The sequence below is a fragment of the Lonsdalea populi genome (assembly GCF_015999465.1).
GTDB lineage: Bacteria > Pseudomonadota > Gammaproteobacteria > Enterobacterales > Enterobacteriaceae > Lonsdalea > Lonsdalea populi.
On sequence record NZ_CP065534.1, the window covers coordinates 3,121,362 to 3,143,903 of the forward strand.

A 22,542-nucleotide genomic window follows, 5' to 3' on the forward strand; every position below is an offset into this window, starting at 1 on the left:
TATCTTTGTGTTTATTAAATAGTAAAATCACCCCACTCCTTTACAAAGCATGCAAGAGTAAAAAATCTCTTTTCAGAAGCATCCATTGGGTGGCGACTACAATAAACTAACCCCATAAAATCACAAATTTACCTTATGCTAAATGGCACGTTTATCAAACGTGTAATTATGAATTTTATCAAACACAAACACGCCTTGTACATATTTTTAATTTCATTTAATTATGGAATCTCATTAAGAAACAAGGATTTTAAATACTCTCAAATTAATATATGAGCTCAGCCCGCGGTTACGTTCTAATCTTCGTTTACGGTGTTCTTAATTGCCATCAAGGTTTTTAAAAGGTGTTGAAATTTTCTGAAAAAGTTATCGAATATGAGAAATAAAAAAGCGTCGTAGAGGGATTAAAACGTACTTTTTTCGCGTGTTGAGAAATACGATGACTCTATTTCTTGACTCATTCATGCAACACATGCCAAACATTTGCGTCGGTTTTACTCTGTGTAGTGAAAAACAGAGAACAGTCGCGTCATTCTTCGCCGCGAGGAAGTCGATAAAAGGCACGCTTCAAACGCATCATGGGGGTATCACGACCCGGCGGCATCTCGCAATAGTTCGAAAACTGGGTATCCACAAGGGGGTAACGCCAGGGAAAAACGAAAATATTATCTGGCTGGAGCGTTGTACAGCCGCACAGGAAAAGCCAGTTACGTCGGCAGCTGTAGTAAAACTCGGGGTTGTTATCAGCTTATTAAAACATCTAAAATGTACCTATAGACCACAAAGTAATGAGTGCTGAAAATACAACGCCTATTATTTGTTAAACAAATTTTGGCTCGAAAATTGACGGGTTGGAACGCACGGCATCAATGACGAAATCAACAAAATCTCGGACTTTGGGAGACAGATACCGATTAGATGGCCAGATAAGTGATAACGAGCCGAGTGGTACCATGAACTCGGTGAGTATGGGTTGCAGTGACTTATTTTTAATTGCGGGTTCTGATACATACACAGGCAGATGAGCAAGACCAAGACCATCAATCGCAGCACGCAACCCGGCATCCGTATTGTTGAAGATAAGATTACGGGGGAGATTTAGGTGGGTATTCGGCGATGAAAACGACCATTGGGCAAGAAGACCATTTGAGGGGTATTTAAAGTGGATACAACTATGTTTGAGAAGGTCGCTGGGAGTTTGGGGGCAACCATGTTTTTCTAAATAATAGTGGGAACCACAAACGACGAAATGCTGTTCTCCGAGCCGATGACCAATCAATCTTGTATCTCTGAGCTCGCCACTTCTGACAGCAACATCTATTCCTTCGCCAATGATATCAATCACACGGTCCTCGAAATCGATATCAAGTTCGATTTCTGGATACTCTTTTAGGAAGCGAGGCAACAATGGCATCAGCAGATTGTGGCCGAAAATCTGTGGCACGCTAACGCGGAGTCTGCCCTTAGAGCGCAACCTAGTGGACGAAATCATGGCTTGTGCGTCGCATATATCATCAAGAATATGCTTGCAACGGTCATAAAAAACCATCCCTTCTTCTGTCAGCCCAATACTGCGGGTTGTTCTATGAAATAGTCTAACCCCCAGTTCATTCTCAAGCCTAGCTATACTTTTGGCGATGGCGGAGGAAGACACCCCCAAGACCCGCCCCGCACCAGCATAACTGAGAAGTTCGGCGGCAGAAACAAACGCAGTCATCCCTTTAAGGCTTTCCATAAACGACCTTACGCGTATTAAAGAAATTTTTTCTTTAGTATAAGGACCAATAGAGGGATTTACAAACCAATATGCTGAATTTATTCTTCAACTTAAATTAATCACCGGGAAGAGTATTGATTTAAAATTTGACCGAATGGTAATTCGGTTAGCTTGAGGTAATATTTAATAAGACAACGAATGGTTCTCATCTTGTCGTAATTAATATGAGGGGAAACATGCAATAAGCATTTTCATTATATCTATTTATCTCGTACACGTGAGTAATGCTGACATCTTAAAAAAATTTTAGTGTGATTATTTATAAAAATATATCTGTTGCAGATAGGGGGAGTTATGATTAATTTTCCTTCTTTGTGAGTAAAAGCCTATCTCAACAAATAAAAAATATTACGTACAGAGAAGTCTACGTATAGCAATAACCAACAATTGAAAAGGAAGAAACAGCCATTTAACTAGAATTTAAATCCGTCTTTAGATATATAGTGTAGATAATTAGCGTAACTATTTTAAGATTTTTGCACATCGTTAGAAGTAACACACCATACTTATTCACTAATGTTTAAATTTTTATTTAAGAGGGAAGTATGATTTCTTTCATTGAAGAAGATAGAATGAAATGGGTAGATGAATTTTCAACAATTTTTGGAAATTCGGTTGATGAGTTAGTTAAAAATGGTGTGTACCATATTCTTACATCAGGTGAGAAAATATCTTCCAGAGCTGGGAGCGCGCTTCAGGCATATGGCGTCAACTATGTTCTGAGGAATCCAAGAAATCGCTTGCATAATCTTAGGAGTGGGGCGGTAAAATATCTCACCAGAGAGTTTTTAGCCTATTTTAGCGGAAAATTGAAAGCCGAGGAAGGATTGGCTAAAGCATCTAAATTCTGGATGACGCTGATAGATGAAGATGGAAATGTCAATTCTAATTATGGATATTATGTTTTTTATGAACCCGTCAAAAAATATGTCAATCAATATAACTGGGCTAAAAGTGTTTTATTGAATAACAATGACTCAAGACGTGCGATAATAAATATAAACCAGAATTACCATAAGTCTGAAACCAAGGATTTTCCTTGTACTATAGGAATTCAATTTTACATCAGAGAAAATCATCTATTTTGCGAGGTTATGTCAAGAAGCACTGATGTGATTACAGGGCTTCCTTATGATATGGGTTTCTTTTCCTTCCTGCATGAATTAATGTGGAAGGATCTGACTGAAAGTGGTATCCCAAATCTTATGTTAGGGAACACGGTAATGAAAACGACGTTTACGCAAATTTATGACAAATCATTATCTAAAGCTAACAGCGTAGCTGAAAGTATTCTTTCAAACGAGCATAGCGAGATGCCCATTATTGAGTCAGCACGTGAAACGTTAGTTGACATTCTAACGGGAAGTAAAAACACCTATCTTCTACAATGGATCGATCAACATGCGCAATAAATGTGTGACGATATTACTCAGTTCTGAAAATGAAGCCAAGATTTCATCTGTAAGAAAAGTATGCACTGAACTCTTCCCGAATTTCAGCCTTTATCATTACAACGTCACCTCAGGAATAAGTGAAACACCTGAAGATGATGATGAAGCGATAAAAGGATGTCATAACCGTGTTGAAAATGTAGAAAAAGAAACATCTTCAATACATGCGGATTATATCATAGCCCTCGAAGGGCTTATTAATAAATGTGAATTTGGAACTTTTATCTATGGATGGGCTGTTATAAAGGAGACGAGGATAAATAAATATTATTATGGTTGCAGTGGAAAGGTGATGCTTCCATCTGACATTACCTCCAAGCTCTCGAAAAATGTAAAACTATCAGACCTGGTTCTGGATTTATATCCACAATTTAGCGATGACGATTTGAAAAAACTAGGGACGAATGGGGTTCTCACTTATGGTCTTTATACACGAGTTCAAGAATTTGAGACTGCATTGAAATGCGCATTTGGTTCTCTGGTAGTACAAAGAGGGGGGCCAATATGGTCAAGCTAGTTATTTTTGATATTGATGACACACTTCTGGATCACCGCGCTGGGGCAATGAAAGCGATATCTGCTTTAAAGCAACAATTAGCTGAACTTGATTATATCAATGAGAAGTATGATTTTATAATATTTCTTCATGCCTACGAGAAGCGCAATCATACGCTATGGTCTCAATTTGAAATCGGCAAGATAACGATAAGCGATGTATTGAAAAAAAGATTTGATTATATATTTGATTGGTTTGATATCAGGACGCAGCATAAGCTGATATTTGAAGAGGTTTTCTGGGAAAATTATATATCAAATTGTCATTTAACAAATAACTGGATTTCTCTTTTACAAAAAATACAGTCTGAGTTCCATTTAATAATTTGCAGCAATGGGATGAAAGAAATTCAGCTTAAAAAGCTCGAGAAGCATAAAATAATAACCTTTTTTGATAGATTTTATTTTGGTGATGCACATCCAAACTGTAAGCCTAACATTGATTTTTTCATGAGAATTCTTGAAGACTTTCGTCTTAGGCCGGAGCAAGCCATCATGGTGGGAGATAGCGTAGAGAATGATATTCTTCCGTGTCAGAAATTAGGAATAAAAACCTTAAAGTATGACGGGAAAACCTCATTTAAAAAAATTTATAAAGAATTATCGGAGTTGAAAAATGGATCAAAATCTTTTATTTAAAAATATAACGTATCTTGATTCCACGGCTATGCGTCTATTCAACGGTGACATGAGAGTATCTGCGGGTTATATTATCGAAATCGGTAATAACATTGCAGAAAGAAGCGATGAAACAGTTATCCCTTCATATGATTTCATTATATTACCTGGAATGGTTAATGCTCATCTCCACCCAAGCAAAGAAATATATGGTGGAATGCTAGACTTTTCGCCGATTGATGTTGTGCTTGACTCCGTGCACACAAACAACAGTCTCGAAGATTCTGAGGGACAATATGTCGCATCGCTAAAGTCTATGATGTCAGCGTTGAAAAAAGGGGTAACAACGTTCGGCTTATTCACCAGCAGAATTGAGAGTGATATCCGAGCTGCTCAAAAAATTGGGGCACGTGCGGTAATTAGCTATTGTCAAAATAACCAATGGATTGGTAGTGGCAAAAGTCCTGAGAGTAAAAGTATTGAGGAGATCACTTGTCAGTTCTTTGACGCTGAAGAAAAATACAAATCAAGTCTTATTGTTGTTTCTCCAGCGACAGCTTCTGAATTATCTGCAGATGATGATTTAATCAAGAAATTGCATCATATTGCTAAAAAAATTAGCACTAAATTTTTCGTTCACATGCACGAAGGTGCGCATCAAGTCATTTTACATCATAACGTATATGGCATGAGTGGTATTGAACGTTTAGCGAAACTGAATGTATTAGATAGCCACACGACGCTTATTCATAGCTGCCATTTGTCAGAAAAGGATAAAAACTTACTCCTCCTTGGTGGTTGTAATATCATCCATTGCCCCGTCAGCAACAGTTTCGTTGGCGCAGGAACGTTACCATTGAAAGATCTCTCATCAATGACGATTGGATTAGGGACTGATGCCGCAATGGTGAATCCTGTCAACGATATAACTTTTGATGCGCTTATGTCTGTTTATCATCACGGCGACAAAGATTTCGCAAAAAAGGTCAGTGCTACTTATATTTTAAAAGTACTTACCGAAGGCGGTGCAAATTCATTAGGACTCTCTCAAACAGGTAGGATAGAAGCGGGTTTTAAGGCTGACTTGATATTCTACGATAGAAAATTAATAAATTCTGGATATATAAACACCCCCATTTCAATATTGAAAATGTTAAACCACGAATCACCCTGTAAGGTGATGATTAATGGAAAAACCATTATCGATAATACAACCTTCATAGATTCAACATTATTTGATAATGAGAGTCAGTATTCTGCCATTAGAGAGATGATTAAATTATGAAAAAAATAGCCTTCTTATTCTCAGGCCGTGGCACGTTATTAACAGCGGTGAAAGATGCTGTTGCCGATGCTTGCTTACCTGCGACATTAAGCCTTGTTCTGACTAATAATCGTGATTTTGAAGCCGCCAACAACCCTGCTTTTATAGGGGTTTCAGTCATAAAAGTCAATCATCAGGATTATGAAAGCAGAGACTGTTTTGAGAAAAAAATAGCCGACTATTTAAATGAGATTGACGTAGATCTGATCATTTTAGGCGGATTTAGGCGGATTTTTTCATCCAAATTTGTTTACCAATTCGGTCATAAAACAATGAATACACATCCCTCGATACTACCTGCATTTCCAGGAGATAAAGCCCAATTAAGGGCAATTAACCAAGGTGTTAGAATTTCAGGGGCGACATTGCACTTCATTAATGATGAGGTTGACGCAGGGCCTATTATAGATCAGGAACCAGTAAGGATAGCGAATAGCATGACTGAAAATGAGCTGAAAGAAGCTATTTTACTGGCAGAGAAAAAAATGATTTACCGTGCAGTTCGTGCATTCATAGAGGGCCGAATAACTCTTGACGGTGACAAAGTTATTTATGAGGAAAAATAGCCATGTATAAGATAAAAAATAGTATTTTTGCCGCAAGCTGTGTCGCGAGCATCCTTTTTATGGCCATAACTACACTTGGGTTATCTTTAGCTACATTGCCTTTGTATGTCAGTGAATCGCTCGGCTATTCTGCTTTTTATGTTGGGCTCGTTGTCGCCGCTGAATCATTGTCCACGTTATTTTCGCGAGCCGCCGCAGGTAGATATTCTGACAATCATGGACCACGAAAAGGAATGATATTGGGACTGTCCCTCACTTTGCTCGCGGGACTGTTTTGTTTATTTTCTTTCAGTTTTATCGATTCAGCCAAATTGGCATTTTTTATCATCATCTTTTCGCGAATATTGATGGGTATTGGCGAGAGCTTAATTTTTACTTGCAGCGGTACATGGCCTATTGGACTCGTTGGCCGAGAGCATGCCGGGAAAATAATGTCCTGGGTTGGGATTGCTATGTTCCTGGGTTTAGCACTGGGTAATTACGCCGGCACATGGTCGTATTATCATACTGGCATTATCATTTCTGCTATTTCTATGGTGATTCTGCCCGCGCTAGGTTTTTTGTTGGTCGCCATCGTAAAACCTGTTGCCATTCATCCTGAAAGAAATAAAACTAAGCTTTCCTATGCCGTCCATAGAATATGGAAGGCAGGGTCGGGTTTTTCTCTGGCTAATATAGGTTATGCCTCTATTACAACTTTCCTCGTGCTTTATTTTATTCAGAATGGTTGGGGACAGCAGGCAGCCTTTGCGTTGTCTTTATTTGGCGTGGGGTATGTTGTTTCAAGACTAACATTAGGATGGAAAGCGGATAGTTCAGGTTTAAAATTGACACTAATTTCAATTACCATAGAAGCTGTAGGATTATTATTTATTGCTCTTTCATCTCATCCCTATGAGGCAATGCTGGGGTCTTTCCTGACAGGGTTCGGTCTTTCAATGATTTATCCTTTGCTTGCCCTTCCGGCATTGAAAAGTATGCCTAGTGAAAGTATTGGCCTGGCGCTGAGTACCTATGAGTCTTGTTTTGATATAGGAATATTAATTGTAGGACTAGTTGGTGGTGTAGTTGTTTCGTTGTTTGGGTATCCGGCGGTTTTTATCTTTGCATTTTTCTGCTGCTTGTTAGCCTCTGTTTCATCAATATTAGCTTACAAGCAAATATCCAGCGAAGTTTCAAGCTAGCGCCTGGAAAGACCGCTCTTAACTGATAAAGATGGGTATTCCTGAATAGCTGTTCCAAATAGTAGATCACCATAAGGTGAACTCAGTCCGATTTAAGCGATCTGATCAATCACTGATTATTCCAAATCACCAACCGGACTGAGCCATGCCGATCATAGCACCTATACCCGACGCCGAAAGGCGTCTAATCCAAAGAACCATCCATAAAACATGCGATAAAAACCATGCTCGCAGACTTACCGCGAGCTGATGCTTCGTCGTGGGGACAAGATAAGTGACGTTGCCAAAACGCTTTACTGCGCTCGTTTCCGGAAGAGAAATACATCGCTCAAGCGCAATAACCACAGTTCCTTCACACCTATGCATTCATTCTGTAATAGCCTTAGAGGAGCTTCTGAACTGAAATGATTACGCCCTAGTGTACATGGAGTTGGCCCTCGCTTCTAAGCCTGTTCTCGATAGCTTGAACGAAAGTCTCCTGTTCACTGTTTCCCACACTCCCGACACTAAGAAATACATTTAATTGGCTCATTTTTCGTACTCACATTGGGCCATATTTGTTTTAAATATACTGACCTGATGATTATTGGGTTTGATAGACTTGAATGGATGTTACTGGAAGTGATGTTGGAGCGGGCGAAGGGAATCGAAGCATCGAAGACAGCCACGCACTAACACATTGTTTCTTAAAGGACGGTGAATCCCTTTGGTTACAGTCATGGTTACACATTGAGTGGTCTATGGTCAAGCCTTGAGGTAGCCTAGCGCAGTGAGTAGTCCTTAGGCTTGACAGGGTCAACCCCTTGGGATACCATAAGCCTACACTAGGCCTTAGGTGCGCATGTAGTTGACCTTGCGAGGCCGGAGGCCAAGCCTTGGGTTACCCTTAGGGTGGGCCTCTTTGGGCTGGCTGAGAGGGCCTATGGGGGTACTTTGGGCGCTCTACCCTTGAGATACTCGCAGAGATTTTTGTGGTATTTTTCTAAGAACCTTAGGGACCCTCTTAAGGATGAAACCAGAGAGGGACCTTATCGACCAGCCATAAGACCAGCGACAGCGACATAAGGATGTCTCGCAGGTCAACGTAATGAAAGACCATGAGAGCCTCCTTGTGCGTGTGCGGTGAGTGTTCGTAAAGTGACCCACTGGGATACAGCTAACGACAAGGCATCTGTAGGTGTCCTTAGAGGGCTTAGGGTATTGGGATTGATATATGATAATCATCCCTTCTTAAGGTTAACTTAAATCACACTCTAAGGGCCTAAAGTGTCTTTAAGTTAACTCTAAGGTAATAATCTTTAATTTGGTCTCAAATTAATACTTAGAGTCTCTTTAAGTTATTAAAGGTCTTTAAGTTAAACCCATCCAGTCAGTATTAAGGTCTCACTCCAAATAAGAGTACCATAATAATTGCTGTAGCTTTTCTTCAGGCCCATCACCCCCTGAAGCGCTTAGTCGGTCTCTTTGAGAAGAGATTCGCTTTTAGTTGAAAGAGTATAGATACGGACGTCTCAACGCCTTGGTGTCATATCTACGGTTAATTGTTTGTAATGATTCACCGAGCCATCAGGCATAACCACAGAACCGTCAGTCCTTAGAGGTAGACGAATAGTCTTGCCCATATAGCGGACAGTGACCAGCTTAGTGCTACGCTTTGGTGTCTTACGGTTTGGTTTATAAGCACTGCGTGAGGCAGCGGCCTTAGAGTCTCGTTTATGCTGATTGTCAGCGATGGATTGTCTCAGCTGCTCATAGAATTTACTCAAGGTATCCTCCAAAGTAGTGACTTAAAGATTACGTAAGGTGGAGACAAAAGATTTCTTAGAGTCTCCTCCCCCTATAGTGGGCCTTATTAGGAAAACCAGACGTGGTGCGGTCTGCGAGCTAAAAGCCCTCTCTATTGAACCCACTATAAGGCACACATTACCAGCCTAAGGGGTTCTTTCCGTTGCGGCCACCATAGGCTAACTTGCGGTACTCCTCCCACGGCAGAACCTCAATAGACCCTGAGGCGTCCAGACGGAAACGGTAGGGCCACCCTGTGACCACATCATGAGAGAGTATAGGCTTACCTGTGCGTAGCATCTTGATAGCCCTCAGGCGCTCTATGTTCACGCCCTTAACGTTTACCCTACGGTCTCGCGTATGACCCGCTACAGAGCCGGCAGCCTTAAAGGATTTCAACCACGGCTTACTATGACTATCTGCTATCCAGACCAGACCAGTAGGTGACTCAGGGTCTGCCCTCAGGTGTTCCCGGACTAACTCAAAGTCTCGCTTAGCGTCTGCTATCAGTTGCTCCTCGGTCCGGTCAGTGCGTAAGGTGCGCTTCTTTCGGGCTGGTCTGGTGGTTACTGTGTGGTTCATATCGGGACCTCCTTAGGTGATTGGTTGACAGTTAGGCGCTCCTCCTTGAATTCTGTTAGGTTGCGCGTAGGGCTACCCGTTAGTTTTTAACGTAGCGTTGCCCTTAAGGTTTGAATGGTGGTTGATTTCGATTAATCCATATCATAAAGGCCCCTCGTTAGAGAGACCTTGAGTTATAGACTAAGGGGTTACTTAATTGCGCGTGCGTTGTTGGTCCTGATAGATGCCTACATTGCTCTCAAAGTGCTGGAGTAACAGCCACTGCGTCACAGGGTCATTAGGGACCACACGGGACAGTGAACGGTAAGCCGCATCGTTAGCCGCCATAGCGTCAGCTTTATGAGGAGACAGAGCGCCCTTTGCGGAGTTCTCTATGGTAGCCGAGAGGTCCCGCGCAAGCTGTAGGCCCGGTACTTGCTCAATAGAGCGGTCAATCACGCCTGAGACGTAATCAGTAGTGCCAGCCTTAACGGTCCGTGCGTTCTTCTCCATTGGCGCTTTAGGGTTCATCGTTGTACGGTAAGACTGCACAAGGTCAGCACCCGGCAGACCCAGAGGCCCCGCTAGGAAGCCATAGACACCCAGAGGAGCGCCTAAGGTTGCACTACGGGTAACGGCACCGATTGCTAACACGTTAGGGTCAAGGGCCTTATCGAGGTAACGCTTACGGTCTCCCGCCTGCATAGACATAGCGACACTTTGAGCGCGGAGCGCAGCGAAGCCGCCCGCCAGCATCAGCTCTACGGCAATAGTCATAGACTGGTCCAGAGCGCGACCGTTCTTGGTTGACTCATAGAACCGCTTCACTAAGCGACCATTGACTGAGCGCAACACGAAAGTCTTAAACTGCATCGCCATACCACCGACGCCACCTAGTTGTTTGCCAGCTTGGAGAGACACCTTATCGGTTCTCAGCATGGTTTCACTTGCAACGTGGTCAGCGAGTCGCCACAGGTCCATAGTGCGCGGGTCTAGCTTCATGGCGTCAGCATCCTTAAAACGATACTCCCCGGTCTTAGCGTCCCTGTAGGTATGCTCTTGCATCAGCGACTTAATGCCCTTGTACTGCTCAGGACTGATAGCCGCAGACTTAAGCAACCGCGAATCAATAGCCGCCTTGCCACCTAAATGCACCTCATGCGCCAGATTGCCTAAGGTCTCAATACGTGCAGCCCTTACGATATGGTTAACCGTAGAGGTCATTACGCGAGACATCGGCAGACGTTGAGCCATATAACCAGTGGCCCACTTAACGGACCCTACAATGTTAGCCATAGGATTGGAGGCAACACCGCGCAGACGCTCTACGATGTCATTACGGCTCGGCCTAATAGAGTCATCAAGTTCCTTACCGAATAGCAAGCCGTGAACCTCGTTAGCCTCCTTAGCGTTCAGTTTACCTCGTTTCTTCATGAAGCGACCTAGCGCCGGGACAGAGCGGCCTAAGGCGTCAATCCCCCCCACGAGTCACCATAGAGGCAATCTCTGTGTAGTTCTGAGGACCCATGAAGGCATTCTTAGAGGCGTATGCTAAATCGGATAACGAACGCGCCAGCGTCCCTAAAGCTCCCTCAGGGTCTTTACGTGCTCTACCAGTCAGTACCTTGACAACCTCCAGCAGCTCAGCCTTACCCTTAGCGTCAGGCGGGATAGCGTCAATGACCTTAACCAGCTCGTCTGTAGTCCGCCCGGTCCCACCTAAGATAGCGATATCACCATTAATGCGGCGGTTGTAGCTCGGAAGGACTTCCTCCATAGTGAAAGACCGCAGGTCATTAGGGGAGAACTTAGAGCCGTCTGGCAGGGTCACCTCAAAGTCATTAGCAAACAAATGACGCTCTTTAAGGTAATCATTCCCGGCTAACTTAGAGCTATCCGCCACGACATCCTCAAGCGCCCCGGAGTTGTGATAGAGTGCAGCCGCATCGTCAGAGGCATTAGCCACCCCGAAAGCCTTACGCTCAGCGTAGTCTTCTAGGGTCTCACCGGTGCGGTCTAGGTATGCATCAACACGCGCCTTAACCTCAGGTGACGCCCGATAGGAGTTTAGATAAGAAGCCTTGATAGCCTCTTTGAGTTCCTGCACAGAGCCGCCGAAGCGAGACAGCGCAACCGAACGGGCAGACGCAGAGTAGCGCACCGGGTAGTAATGACCGTCAAAGTGAGAGGCACCCAGCATTCCCTTAGCGTTATCCACAGCATTCCCGAAGGACGCAGGGTTACGCAGAGAGTCTGCTTTAAACTGGTGATGCTCCTTAATGAGGTCTACCAGCGCTTTCTCTGAGGGAGACAGAGACTTGACCTTAGACCCTGAGAGGTCCTCGACAGCCTCAGCTACGCGGCGTGACACAGCCTGTACATGGTCCGCACGGTTCAGCCCTTCACGATACCACGAGTAACCATTCTCATTGATAGCCTTCTTGGTCAGGTCATCCATGTTAGAGAAGAATTGATGGTCAAGGTAGCACATACGCTCCCCAATGTCCGAAGCCGTGGCCGCATACTTACCGCTTGCGCCAGACTCAAGGCCCACCGGAGCACGCACAAGGTCCAGACCCAGAGAGCGCACAGCGTCAGACTCAGAGCGTAGGATGGTTTGCCCTACCTCGTCAAACGTAGCGGAGCCTGTAGACAGGCCACGGGCTGCACGTTCAATCTTGGTAACCTCCTCAAGGCTCCCTAAGGTCCGTGGGTTCACAGGGTTAGACCCTGCCAGAATGTCACCGCTCGCTAACCGGACGTTGCCCGTAGAGGACACGTTAGGAGCCTCAGCATAAGGGACACCATTAGGCGCAGAGTGTACCAGTTCGTCAGGACGTAAAGGCATGACGCTAGGGTCCGCAAAGTCCGCAACCTCTGAGGCTGCTTGAGCCTTGAGGCGACTACGCAAACGCACATCGGTAGACTGGATAGGGTCCACACTCGAGGCAGGCTCAGCGTCAACCACACCAGCGGCCTTACGGTTGGCCCGGAGTTTAGACACAGAGTCACCCAACACGGACAGCCCGGAGCCTAACACTAAGCCACCCAGAGCCGCGCCTGCATAGTCAGCATCACCACCCGCTACGCTAGTGCGTACACCCTCAGAGAGAATATTGAGACCAGCAGCTTGAGCGCCACGATAAGCCGCCTTAGCGAGCATACCAGCTTTAGCCGCAGGACCAGCAACCGGGATATAAGTCACAGGGTCAAAGGCAGCACCCGCCAGCATACTGGTAATCATACCAGCGGTCCCGGTCTGACTAACGCGAGCGTCAGCCTCAGCATTCTGGTTAGCACGAACTATCAGAGCGTCTAAGGTCTCAGCATCACCACCCAGCACAGAGTTAATATAACGAGGGTCTTTTACCTCAGAGCGAATACGGGCCAACTCCTCAGGTGTCCATTCGTGGGAGTTCCAGAGGTTAGGCGTGAAGTGTGCTTGCAGCATAGACATTGCATTATCACTGCTCAGGTCTTGCCCTACAGTCCCTAAGGTGGATGTCTTCCATGTATCCTTTGTGGCGCTCCATACGTTTGACAATAAGCCTTTGTCCTCAGGTTTGGCGTAGTGCGCAGCCTTAGCAAATGGCTCCGCAGGTGCGGCCTGAGAGACTCCCTCAACGTTGAATCCGGTAGACTCAGGGAGAGCGTTGGTCACCTTCGAGGTTTTGCTAATACCTGCAAAGGCATCCTCAGCGGGAATGCCCTTTCCCTTAGGAGAGATACCCCCGAAGGACGTCAGAGCGGCCACTTTGTCATTCTGAGCCACTGAGTCACTCATGGTCCGCATGTAGTTGAGACCCTCAGCACCGATAGCAGAGAAGTCACCACGGTCATAAGCGGCTAACTGAGGAGCACCCTTAGGGCCTTCCCCTACGTTATATGCTAAGGCGGCTTTGAGTTCATCGCCTCCGAACTTCTTAGTTAGGTCTGCCATGTGTCTGGCGGCTGCATTGATAGCTAACTGAGGATTGAGTCGGTCATCATCAGACAGACCATAAGCGCTGGCGGTCTGTTCGGTAAACTGAGCAATCCCCTTAGGGCCTGTGGGTGACTGAGCGTCAGGCTTAAAGCGAGACTCTAACCACAGCTGTTTACGGAAAGCACCTGCATTGATACCGTGCTCAGCAGCGGCAGCATTAATCAGGCTATCGAACTCTGAGGGAACGTTAGGGTCATACTGTTTAGTCATTGTGGGTTACCTCCTCTGAGTCCTCATTACGATCAAAGAGTCCAGCTTTAGCGGCCTCCTCATAGGAATAGTCTTTACCATCTGGCCCTATGTAATCGCGAGGATTGCCTTGAGGTCAAACTCATATGAATCAATAATGTTAAATAAGTTAATCATCTGTGTGTTTCCTTCTTGTTTGCACCCTGAGACGCATCCCAGAGACCCGCAAGGCCCCACACGGGCTACCCACACGGGATAGCTTAAGGGAGTCTCAAAGGCACAGGATGCAAACAGGACGGCTTGCGAGTAGATATTGATAGATAGGCATTGCGTTAGCCTTACGAAAGGGGACGCCCTGAGTGAACCTCAGGACGCTTGAAGTGATGCTTAGTCGTTAGACTTAGGGGCTTCTTCCTCAGGGGTAGGCTCTACCGGTGCGGTAGTTTCCCCGAAGGTCAGGCGGTGGACTACAGGAAACTCGGCGGTAGCCTGAACACCAAACTTGCCTTGTTCAACCTTGACGGTCCCGGTAGCCATAACGTCCAGTACAGTAATCATTTCGACGTCGTAGCCGGAACGCTCAGGGGAACGAGTAACGTTAATCTTAACGGTGTCACCTTGGCGGGTAGACCGGAAGGACAACATAGCGAAGTTGCGAGGCAGCAGGTAGACACCAGTATCATCGCCCAAGTAGCCCATGATGGTGCACCCGAACAGCTCAGAGGCATCTTCATGACCCGCACGTTGTGCAGCACGCTCTAAGACGGCCTCCAGTTTCTCAGGGACCAGCAGCGCGAAGCAATCCAAGGTGTTGCCTAAGTGGACCGGTAAGTTAACCGCTAGGGCATCCAGCAGGTCTTCAGCGGCATCTGAGGGTTTAGTGCTCAGCTTGTCACAAGGGATGGTCACGAGGTCCGGGGTCTCTGCCAAGACTTTGGTCACGTTGCCCGCCAGCACACGGCACATCTGGTATTGCATATTGGTAACGGTACGGGTCAGGCTACCAGCAGTCCAGCCCGCCATCATCTCATAGTCAGACACATGGGTCGCTACAGAGCACATGATGCCAGTCTTGGTTTTGTCTTCGCCGTGCAGCACCGGAGCCACCATTACGGCAGACCCAGCGATAGCCTTAGCGGTCGGCAGACCTGTACGGTCCAGCTTACCTTCAGGGTTGAACACAACGGTACGGTCCTCCAACAACTGGACATTCAGCGGGGTCGGTTGGGTGCCGAAGGGGCGGAACTCTGCCGGGAAGACATGTTCACAGACTGCTTCAGCGAAGTCACCATCATTGAAGGTGGCATCTAAGGATTTCTCCAAGGCCTGAACGTAGTCGTGTGAGTCATTGCCGAAGGCCATTTGGTTGCCTGAGCGGTCCGTATAGCCCACATTCAGAATCTGTGAGCCGCTGGACTTGACGATTTCAGTACGTGAGACATCAGTGCCCCACACAGAGTTAGGCAGCTTGCGACCATCAGTACCGGTACGGTGAGACGCTAGGGTGCTCATAGGGGTCTTATTGGTTGGTTTATTCATGGGTATGATACTCCTTTTAAAGTTGTCATTTAGGTAGGGTGCCCGTAGACACCCATTAGCGGGCCATAAAGCCTGAGGGCTTATAGGTCACCGAATGCAGCGGACTTACCGCGAGCACCGAAGCGCGCTTCCAGTTCGGCTTCTCGGGCTTTACGTTGAGCCACAGCCTCAGCGATCTCTTCAGGTGTAGCCATAAGCGCAGCCATGCGTTCACGATGCTGTTTCGCTTCCAGTTCACGGCGGGCCTGTTCCTCACGGTTACGTCGGATGTAGTCTGCCCACAGTTGGTGATGGCGTGAGAACCCAGTGATGCTGAAGCCATTAGCGGACAGCTCACTCAGTAGTGAATTAGCACCACCAGACCCCGGCGCGTAGTAGCCCAGCAGCGACGGTACGGTCACCTTGATGAAATGCTCGGTAGGGATTTCTTGGCCGATGTACAGCACGGTCTTAAGGTCCTTACTCAGGGTTACCTTTTGGTCTACGATACCCATGGTCGGAAGTTTCGGATTGATAGACATAGTGTGTTCTCCTTTGGTCAGTGGGTTGATACAATTGATACTTAAGGTTTCTGGATAGTTATGGATAATTACGGGCAATCAATGGTTACGTATTCTTACTGAATACAAAATCACGTAGGGTCAGCCCTTTCTGTACAGCCATCCGGCATAACTGAGTGCGCGTATAACGGTCGCGCCAAGACAGCGGGCAGAGGCCCAATGCTTTCACAACGTTCCTGATAGGCACGGTCATTAGGCGCAGAGCCTTGCGGTCTTCAGGATTCCTCGGGTCAAGCTGGTCAGGGTTCATAGGGTCGGTTCTCCTTTGTCACTATAGAGTTCAGCCAATGCCTCAATGACCTCGAAGCTAACCGGTGTGTTGTAGCTTGCCAGAAGCATTAGGAAGTCGTGTCCCTCAAGGACCTCAAGGGTGCCTAGGGGCTGACCCCTGCGCTCCCTCATGCGCTTAATGTCGCGTCTGACGTGCTTCAGGTGCTTACCTGTGAGTTCGGCCACTTGGTGGGCTGTAGCGGTGAATGTGAGTGGTCCATCCAGCCACGCCGAAAGGTGACGTTTGAGGACCTCTTTGTTGACCTCTCGGTCTGTCTTACGGGTTGTCATTGGATGGTCTCCTTAGTCCAATATTGGGCAAAAAGGAGGGACCCAGAGCCACCGCGAAGGTAGCAGAAGGTCCCATAACGGGAGAAACACTTTGCCCAATGAATCTAGAGAACCACCCTAGGTTGCCTAACCGGGGTCTCCCGGCACCTACACAATCCCCATTGTTTTACAGGCGGCAACTTAAGGTAGTTCTCTAGGCTCATTAGGAAGGTGGGTCATATACTCAGTAGGCATGAGGCTATCCGGGGGACGCCGCTATGGGACGTCGAAGAACCAGATGATGCCTAATGTCTACGGTGAGAAGTGTCGCGGTGATGAATCCGAGGTGGGATACTGACCAGCTGTGTCGTGGTGGTCTCCCTATAGCGGGCCTGATTAAATGTACAGTAGTTTCCTGCTTGACAGTTTAGAGGCCTAAGGAAAGCATACAGCGTTTCCGCCAGACACCTTTGAAGCCTTGAGCGTCAGCTTGAGACAGCGAGAGGTAGCCTCGAAGAACGGACATGTAGAGCTGCTTATTGGTTGTCTTCGGCTGTAGTGCTTTAAGCTGACGATACGCAAAGTCCCTGTCTGCGTTCTCCTCTGAGTGGGCCTCTAAAGCCTCAGCTTCAGTAAGATGACCATGCTCAACCATCTTATTAGCTACCACGGCGGCAACCTCAGGCATCGCTAGGACGGCCTCAAAAGCCGCATAGACCATGTCTTCAAAGTCCTCGGAGACCCATGCGGCGTACTTAAGGGTAGCCTGTTTGTCTGCGTAGGTGGTGCTCTCAAGGCCAATCTTCACGACCTCCATTTTTTGGCGGTCGGACAATCTCTTTGCAGACGCGGTACGCCACCGGTTGGGCTGCTTACTCTTAGGCAGACCCAAAGTCTTCCAGATGTTCGTCAGGTCCCAGCGACCCTCAGCGTCCGAGGTGAACTTATGGCCCTCAATGATAATCGTATAGAAGGCGTTAGGATTGGTGTTAGTAGAATTATTCATGTTGTGTTTTCCTTTTAAATGGGCACCCTAAGTCACACCCCTCAGGCCACACAAAGGCCCCACAACAAAGGGAAACCTGAAGGCAAAGGGTGCACATTTAGAATGACTTTGTGATTGAATGAAACTGTGTCTGTGTGATGACACGGTGCAGATGGTCATGAGGTATTCGGAAGGATGACTGTGTGAGTGTCCGATGTGATTAGCATCACCGTCTTCCTATAGCGGGCCTTATTGGGAATAAGTAATGCTAATGATGGAGGAGAGCCATTATCATTAGGTTGCCACCTAAGGGTATCCACTTTTCATTTTCGAAAGTGGTTCCGCAGGGTCTGTAGTGACCTAATGTGACCATAAGCCAGTAGCTAGCTAACGCTACGCCTGCTAACAATAGGGTAGGACCAAGAGACCCTCAGATGCGGAACGGCACCCGAAGACTACCTGAGACACCCGAAGACTACCGAGCTTCTCGCTTAGGTGTGGGCAGATAGTGGAGCTTGGAGTTGACCTAAAGGTGGAGAGCTGGCTATCGGTGACCTTAGAGGTGGAGGGTTGACCCAGAGATGGGATGATTATTAATCTATATCAATCCCAATACTCATAGGTCTTAGAGTGGTCTTAAGAATTATGTGTCTCTAAGAATTACTCTAAGGTCTAAAGATTACTTAAAGTATAAAAGACTAATTAAAGATTAATTAATGATTACTAGAGATAACTCTTAGTTCTCTTCAGTTACCTTAAGGTTAACCCATCCAGTACCCGAAGCCTCCCTATATGTGAAATATAGAGATACTTACATGCTGTAGCTTTTCTTCAGGCCCATCACCCCCTGAAGCGCTTAGTCGGCCGTATGTCCCTGTGAGTTCGCTTAAAGCTGTTGCCTTAAGCTATCACTAGGTTTGAGTGCATACGGTTCGCTGTTAGTTGAAAGTTAAGAGTTAAGTCTCGAGGTCTCCACCTTGAGTTAACGTGCATATGTAGGGCGTAGCGTTAGCTAGGCACCGCTAGCGCGGCTCGCTACTGGGCGACTCCCCGTAACCTTGAAGGCGTACCGAGAGTCTGAATGTTGATTGATATGAGATTAGTGAACGGATAGAGGTGGTAGTCCTCCCCCTATAGTGGGCCTTATTGATTGGAATAACCAGAGGTGTCCTTTAGAACTAAAGGATATAGCAAGAGAGACACCAAGAGAGAGACACCAATAAAATATTTATGGGCCCCTCCCTATAGCGGTAGCCAATACACCGCTCAGCTTATCCACCTCGACCTCCTTCGCATAGCGGTCATAAGTAATCGACCCAGAACTATGTCCCAGTATCGCCTGAGCGTAGGCCAATTCGATGCCATGTTGTTTTAACTGAGTGGCTACCGTATGCCTGAACGAATGGAACGCTAAACCGTCCCGCTCAGTAATCACCTTGGGTAACAACGTTCTGTTAAACCATTTACTCACCTGCTCGCCGTAACCGTTCTTCATGAGTCGAAGGCCATCAAACACCATAGCATCATCACCATCAGCGCCTCTACGAGCCTCTACAAGCGCCTTAAAGTCAGCCAATACAAAACCATAGGCTCCATCAACCAAAGGCACACAGCGATCACTGTGAGCGTTCTTGATGCTCTTACCCGACAGGCTGCTATCATCTTCATTGATATGGATATAGACGGTCCCAGCCTCAGTGGTCCTAACGTCTTTGACCTGAAGTTGAGCCACCTCATTAAGCCGCGCTCCAGTGGTAGCAGCTAAAGCGGTAACGTAGTAGTGAAAGGGCTTACCAAAGGGATTCAGAGAATACTCCTTAGCGGCGATCAGTAGTTGCCTCACCTGCTCCGTAGAGAAGGCGTTACGGGCCTCAGAGGCTTTACGCTGGGGAACCTTCAGTTCCAGCCCCTCAGTCATATTCTTTTTAATCAGGTCATTACGGACAGCCCACTTAAAGACTGCTGCCATTTTGATGAGATACTTGTTATTGATGGTGACAACATCCAGACAATCTGTCTTATCATCACGGTTCAGTAGGTCAATCAACGTGGCATCCTTAAAGCGCTGCTTACGGTTCTTAGGTAGCTTCTGGAGCACATCACGAACCCTTAGCATGTCAACACGCGTTATCACATTAGCATCACCATTAAGACCGAGATGGTCGAAGACTTCGAGTAATGCAGTATGAGCCGCTTTGTTTTCCCTTAAGGTGGCAGGCTTCCAGTTCTGTGAATTTTCCGCTTCGTATTGCTCAAAAAGGCTCGCTACGGTGACACAGGGTTTAACTTCCGGGGCACTAACAGATAGGGACACAGATGCCTGACCGTTTAACCTATCAATATCATTAAATTCATCGATGTAATCTATAAGAGGCTTACTGTCTCCCGCTTCGATACGCCGCATGCAGGCCCTGATAACTCCCAAGGCCTCATGAATGTAGCGGTGCTGGTCAATACTAAGCGGTTCACTCGCCAAGGCATCCGTAAGGTTCTCACCGAGTTCTCCGTACTGGTCACGATACAGGTCTCTCATGTCCGACTCAAAGAGGTCTGAACGCCCGGTGGACAATTCCCACTCAGCGATATCCCTAAGGTGCTCACGCATCTCCCCATAGGAGGCATCGGGTCTATCTGCTTGTATTGCCTTAAGTGCTGCCTTGATATGTCGTGAGTTAGCCATAGCGGTACGCCGGTCCTTAGTCCGTAATGATACAGACGTAAGTTTATAACGTTTATGTTGTGGAAGCGAAGCCGGGAAGCGTCCTACGGCCTTCATCCTAAGACGGATATAGAAGACGCCATTACGCTGATAAAGGTAGGTTCTTGAATTGAGCATGTACTGAGGCCTTAGGTCTGCTCACTACTTCAACAAAGTTGGTCACAGTGTTGGTCACAGTGAGTAAAACTATCAGGAGGCTTTAAGCCATATCCCTTAGGATTCAGTAAGTTGGAGTACTTTAAGAAAGGCTATGGAGCGGGCGAAGGGAATCGAACCCTCGTATAGAGCTTGGGAAGCTCTCGTTCTGCCATTGAACTACGCCCGCACGGAGAAGTGCCCGCATTATAGCGCCATCTGTTTGCCGGGCAAGATAAAAACCCGTCAAACTGCCTGCGTTTTAAGCAATTAAATTTGCTGGAGAAGAATCGGCGATATCACGGCTTGCGTCAAATATTTGGCAAGCAGGCCGATATTTCCCTTTATTTCCTCTTCCTCGATAACAGGGGCACACGCATTCCGCCTGAACGCTAGCCCGCTCGCAGTAACACACCACACCAACGCCCCCAAAAGTTTACGCAGAGCCCAGAAAAGAAAAACCCCACGCAAGGCGTGGGGCTAAAACATTCAGAACGGCACGGTATTCCTCTGATGGCGGCCTCATGCAATGAGGACATCACCGTCATTACTTCTGCGGGCGCATGGCCGGGAACAGAATAACGTCGCGGATGGTGTGGCTGTTGGTGAACAGCATCACCATACGGTCGATACCGATGCCCAGACCTGCCGTCGGCGGCATGCCGTGCTCCAGCGCGGTGACATAGTCTTCGTCATAGAACATCGCCTCGTCGTCGCCGGCATCCTTCGCGCTGACCTGCTGAGAGAAACGCTCGGCCTGATCTTCCGCATCGTTCAGCTCGGAGAAGCCGTTGCCGATCTCACGGCCGCCGATAAAGAATTCAAAGCGATCGGTGATCTCCGGATTTTCGTCGTTACGGCGCGCCAGCGGCGACACTTCCGCCGGATATTCGGTGATGAAGGTCGGCTGGATCAGGTTGCTTTCCGCCGTTTCTTCGAAGATCTCGGTCACAATTCGGCCCAGACCCCAGCTTTTCTCGATCTTGATGTCCAGAGACTGCGCAATCGCCGTGGCTTTTTCCAGATCGTCCAAATCCGCCACGTTGGTTTCAGGGCGGTATTTGCAGATAGCTTCGCGCATCGTCAGCTTCTCGAACGGCTTGCCGAAGTCAAATGTCTGGTCGCCGTATTCCACCGTGGTGGTGCCCAACACGTCCTGCGTCAGCCTGCGGAACAGCGTTTCGGTCAGCACAATCAGGTCTTTATAGTCGGCATACGCCATATAAAGCTCCATCATGGTGAATTCGGGATTATGACGCGGTGAGATGCCTTCGTTACGGAAGTTGCGGTTGATTTCGAAGACGCGTTCAAAGCCGCCGACCACCAGACGCTTCAGGTACAGCTCCGGCGCGATACGCAGATACATATCGATATCCAGCGCGTTGTGATGCGTGATAAACGGACGCGCGGAGGCGCCCCCCGGGATCACCTGCATCATCGGCGTTTCCACTTCCATAAACCCGTTTTCGACCATGAAATTGCGGATAGCCAACATCACCCTGGAACGGATGCGGAACGTATTGCGGGATTCGTCATTGGCGATCAGGTCCAGATAGCGCTGACGGTAACGCGTTTCCTGATCGGCCAGACCGTGGAATTTATCCGGCAGCGGGCGCAGCGACTTGGTCAACAAACGCAGTTCAGTACAGTGAATGGACAGCTCGCCGGTCTTGGTTTTAAACAGTTTACCGCGCGCCCCCAGGATATCGCCCAGGTCCCACTTTTTGAACTGCGTGTTGTAAACGCCTTCCGGCAGGTCATCACGGGAAACGTACAGCTGAATGCGGCCGCCCACGTCCTGCAGCGTCACAAAAGAGGCTTTGCCCATGATACGGCGGGTCATCATGCGCCCGGCGACGGTCACTTCCAGACCCAGCGGCTCCAGCTCTTCGTTATCTTTATCATCGTAGCTGGCGTGCAGCCGATCGGAGGTCGTATCGCGACGAAAATCGTTCGGGAAGGCCACGCCGGTTTCACGCAGAGCGGACAGCTTTTCGCGACGCGCCTTGAGTTCGTTATTAAGATCCTGCGCCTGTTCGGCACCCTGAGATTGTGGTTCAGACATGTGG

Annotated in this window: 15 protein-coding genes, 1 tRNA gene and 1 pseudogene; 7 read left to right on the forward strand and 10 right to left on the reverse strand. The window is 47.2% G+C overall.

Features of this window, described 5'->3' with window-relative positions; translation table 11 throughout:
* Nucleotides 1-820: 820 nt before the first annotated feature.
* The gene (locus I6N93_RS13635; protein WP_085688767.1) at nt 821-1,735 is read right to left on the reverse strand and encodes a LysR family transcriptional regulator; all 915 of its coding nucleotides are present in this window, start codon (nt 1,733-1,735) and stop codon (nt 821-823) included.
* Between the two features lie 587 nt (nt 1,736-2,322).
* On the opposite strand from I6N93_RS13635, the gene I6N93_RS13640 reads away from it, so the two are divergent.
* The 7 genes and pseudogenes from I6N93_RS13640 to I6N93_RS13670 form a co-directional block, all read left to right on the forward strand.
* Nucleotides 2,323-3,189 (forward strand): thymidylate synthase, encoded by an 867-nt coding sequence (locus I6N93_RS13640; protein WP_085688764.1) that lies wholly within the window; start codon nt 2,323-2,325, stop codon nt 3,187-3,189.
* Nucleotides 3,179-3,745: an inosine/xanthosine triphosphatase gene (locus I6N93_RS13645; RefSeq protein ID WP_085688761.1), complete on the forward strand. Its 567-nt coding sequence runs from the start codon at nt 3,179-3,181 to the stop codon at nt 3,743-3,745. The genes I6N93_RS13640 and I6N93_RS13645 overlap by 11 nt, the downstream gene beginning before the upstream one ends.
* A complete protein-coding gene (locus I6N93_RS13650) occupies nt 3,733-4,422 on the forward strand; it encodes an HAD family hydrolase (protein ID WP_167459568.1) in 690 nt (229 codons plus the stop codon). Before I6N93_RS13645 ends, I6N93_RS13650 begins: the two co-directional genes overlap by 13 nt.
* Nucleotides 4,400-5,686: an amidohydrolase family protein gene (locus tag I6N93_RS13655; protein ID WP_085688755.1), complete on the forward strand. Its 1,287-nt coding sequence runs from the start codon at nt 4,400-4,402 to the stop codon at nt 5,684-5,686. Before I6N93_RS13650 ends, I6N93_RS13655 begins: the two co-directional genes overlap by 23 nt.
* Nucleotides 5,683-6,291 carry a phosphoribosylglycinamide formyltransferase gene (gene purN, locus I6N93_RS13660; RefSeq protein ID WP_085688752.1) on the forward strand — a complete coding sequence of 203 codons (609 nt, stop codon included), beginning with the start codon at nt 5,683-5,685 and terminating at the stop codon, nt 6,289-6,291. The genes I6N93_RS13655 and purN overlap by 4 nt, the downstream gene beginning before the upstream one ends.
* 2 nt (nt 6,292-6,293) lie before the next feature.
* A complete protein-coding gene (locus tag I6N93_RS13665; RefSeq protein WP_085688749.1) occupies nt 6,294-7,475 on the forward strand; it encodes an MFS transporter in 1,182 nt (393 codons plus the stop codon).
* Between the two features lie 145 nt (nt 7,476-7,620).
* Nucleotides 7,621-7,781 (forward strand): annotated as a pseudogene (locus tag I6N93_RS13670) (IS630 family transposase); the annotation flags it as partial.
* Nucleotides 7,782-10,034: 2,253 nt separating this feature from the next.
* Here I6N93_RS13670 and I6N93_RS13675 read toward each other — a convergent pair.
* The 9 genes from I6N93_RS13675 to lysS all read right to left on the reverse strand — a co-directional run bounded on the left by I6N93_RS13675 (nt 10,035) and on the right by lysS (nt 22,538).
* Nucleotides 10,035-11,255: a hypothetical protein gene (locus I6N93_RS13675; protein WP_139829939.1), complete on the reverse strand. Its 1,221-nt coding sequence runs from the start codon at nt 11,253-11,255 to the stop codon at nt 10,035-10,037.
* 37 nt (nt 11,256-11,292) lie between these two features.
* Nucleotides 11,293-14,016: a transglycosylase SLT domain-containing protein gene (locus I6N93_RS13680; RefSeq protein WP_085688740.1), complete on the reverse strand. Its 2,724-nt coding sequence runs from the start codon at nt 14,014-14,016 to the stop codon at nt 11,293-11,295.
* A 366-nt stretch (nt 14,017-14,382) separates the two neighbouring features.
* Nucleotides 14,383-15,534, reverse strand: a complete 1,152-nt coding sequence (locus tag I6N93_RS13685; RefSeq protein WP_085688738.1) for a hypothetical protein — start codon at nt 15,532-15,534, stop codon at nt 14,383-14,385.
* A gap of 80 nt (nt 15,535-15,614) precedes the next feature.
* Nucleotides 15,615-16,055, reverse strand: a complete 441-nt coding sequence (locus I6N93_RS13690; RefSeq protein WP_085688735.1) for a DUF6971 family protein — start codon at nt 16,053-16,055, stop codon at nt 15,615-15,617.
* 285 nt (nt 16,056-16,340) lie between these two features.
* The gene (locus tag I6N93_RS13695; RefSeq protein WP_085688729.1) at nt 16,341-16,655 is read right to left on the reverse strand and encodes a hypothetical protein; all 315 of its coding nucleotides are present in this window, start codon (nt 16,653-16,655) and stop codon (nt 16,341-16,343) included.
* Nucleotides 16,656-17,061: 406 nt separating this feature from the next.
* Complete coding sequence (locus I6N93_RS13700) at nt 17,062-17,640, reverse strand: hypothetical protein (protein ID WP_099017444.1); 579 nt, start codon at nt 17,638-17,640, stop codon at nt 17,062-17,064.
* A 1,207-nt stretch (nt 17,641-18,847) separates the two neighbouring features.
* The gene (locus tag I6N93_RS13705) at nt 18,848-20,455 is read right to left on the reverse strand and encodes a site-specific integrase (RefSeq protein WP_085688726.1); all 1,608 of its coding nucleotides are present in this window, start codon (nt 20,453-20,455) and stop codon (nt 18,848-18,850) included.
* 134 nt (nt 20,456-20,589) lie between these two features.
* Nucleotides 20,590-20,663, reverse strand: a tRNA-Gly gene (locus I6N93_RS13710).
* Nucleotides 20,664-21,020: 357 nt separating this feature from the next.
* Nucleotides 21,021-22,538 carry a lysine--tRNA ligase gene (lysS, locus tag I6N93_RS13715; protein ID WP_085688721.1) on the reverse strand — a complete coding sequence of 506 codons (1,518 nt, stop codon included), beginning with the start codon at nt 22,536-22,538 and terminating at the stop codon, nt 21,021-21,023.
* Nucleotides 22,539-22,542 lie beyond the last annotated feature (4 nt).

What these genes read in the sequence shown, in the direction of transcription:
- I6N93_RS13635 (WP_085688767.1), bottom strand. Translation starts at nt 1,735, where the DNA reads ATGGAAAGCCTTAAAGGGATGACTGCGTTTGTTTCTGCCGCCGAACTT.
- I6N93_RS13640 (WP_085688764.1), top strand. Translation starts at nt 2,323, where the DNA reads ATGATTTCTTTCATTGAAGAAGATAGAATGAAATGGGTAGATGAATTT.
- I6N93_RS13645 (WP_085688761.1), top strand. Translation starts at nt 3,179, where the DNA reads ATGCGCAATAAATGTGTGACGATATTACTCAGTTCTGAAAATGAAGCC.
- I6N93_RS13650 (WP_167459568.1), top strand. Translation starts at nt 3,733, where the DNA reads ATGGTCAAGCTAGTTATTTTTGATATTGATGACACACTTCTGGATCAC.
- I6N93_RS13655 (WP_085688755.1), top strand. Translation starts at nt 4,400, where the DNA reads ATGGATCAAAATCTTTTATTTAAAAATATAACGTATCTTGATTCCACG.
- purN (WP_085688752.1), top strand. Translation starts at nt 5,683, where the DNA reads ATGAAAAAAATAGCCTTCTTATTCTCAGGCCGTGGCACGTTATTAACA.
- I6N93_RS13665 (WP_085688749.1), top strand. Translation starts at nt 6,294, where the DNA reads ATGTATAAGATAAAAAATAGTATTTTTGCCGCAAGCTGTGTCGCGAGC.
- I6N93_RS13675 (WP_139829939.1), bottom strand. Translation starts at nt 11,255, where the DNA reads ATGAAGAAACGAGGTAAACTGAACGCTAAGGAGGCTAACGAGGTTCAC.
- I6N93_RS13680 (WP_085688740.1), bottom strand. Translation starts at nt 14,016, where the DNA reads ATGACTAAACAGTATGACCCTAACGTTCCCTCAGAGTTCGATAGCCTG.
- I6N93_RS13685 (WP_085688738.1), bottom strand. Translation starts at nt 15,534, where the DNA reads ATGAATAAACCAACCAATAAGACCCCTATGAGCACCCTAGCGTCTCAC.
- I6N93_RS13690 (WP_085688735.1), bottom strand. Translation starts at nt 16,055, where the DNA reads ATGTCTATCAATCCGAAACTTCCGACCATGGGTATCGTAGACCAAAAG.
- I6N93_RS13695 (WP_085688729.1), bottom strand. Translation starts at nt 16,655, where the DNA reads ATGACAACCCGTAAGACAGACCGAGAGGTCAACAAAGAGGTCCTCAAA.
- I6N93_RS13700 (WP_099017444.1), bottom strand. Translation starts at nt 17,640, where the DNA reads ATGAATAATTCTACTAACACCAATCCTAACGCCTTCTATACGATTATC.
- I6N93_RS13705 (WP_085688726.1), bottom strand. Translation starts at nt 20,455, where the DNA reads ATGCTCAATTCAAGAACCTACCTTTATCAGCGTAATGGCGTCTTCTAT.
- lysS (WP_085688721.1), bottom strand. Translation starts at nt 22,538, where the DNA reads ATGTCTGAACCACAATCTCAGGGTGCCGAACAGGCGCAGGATCTTAAT.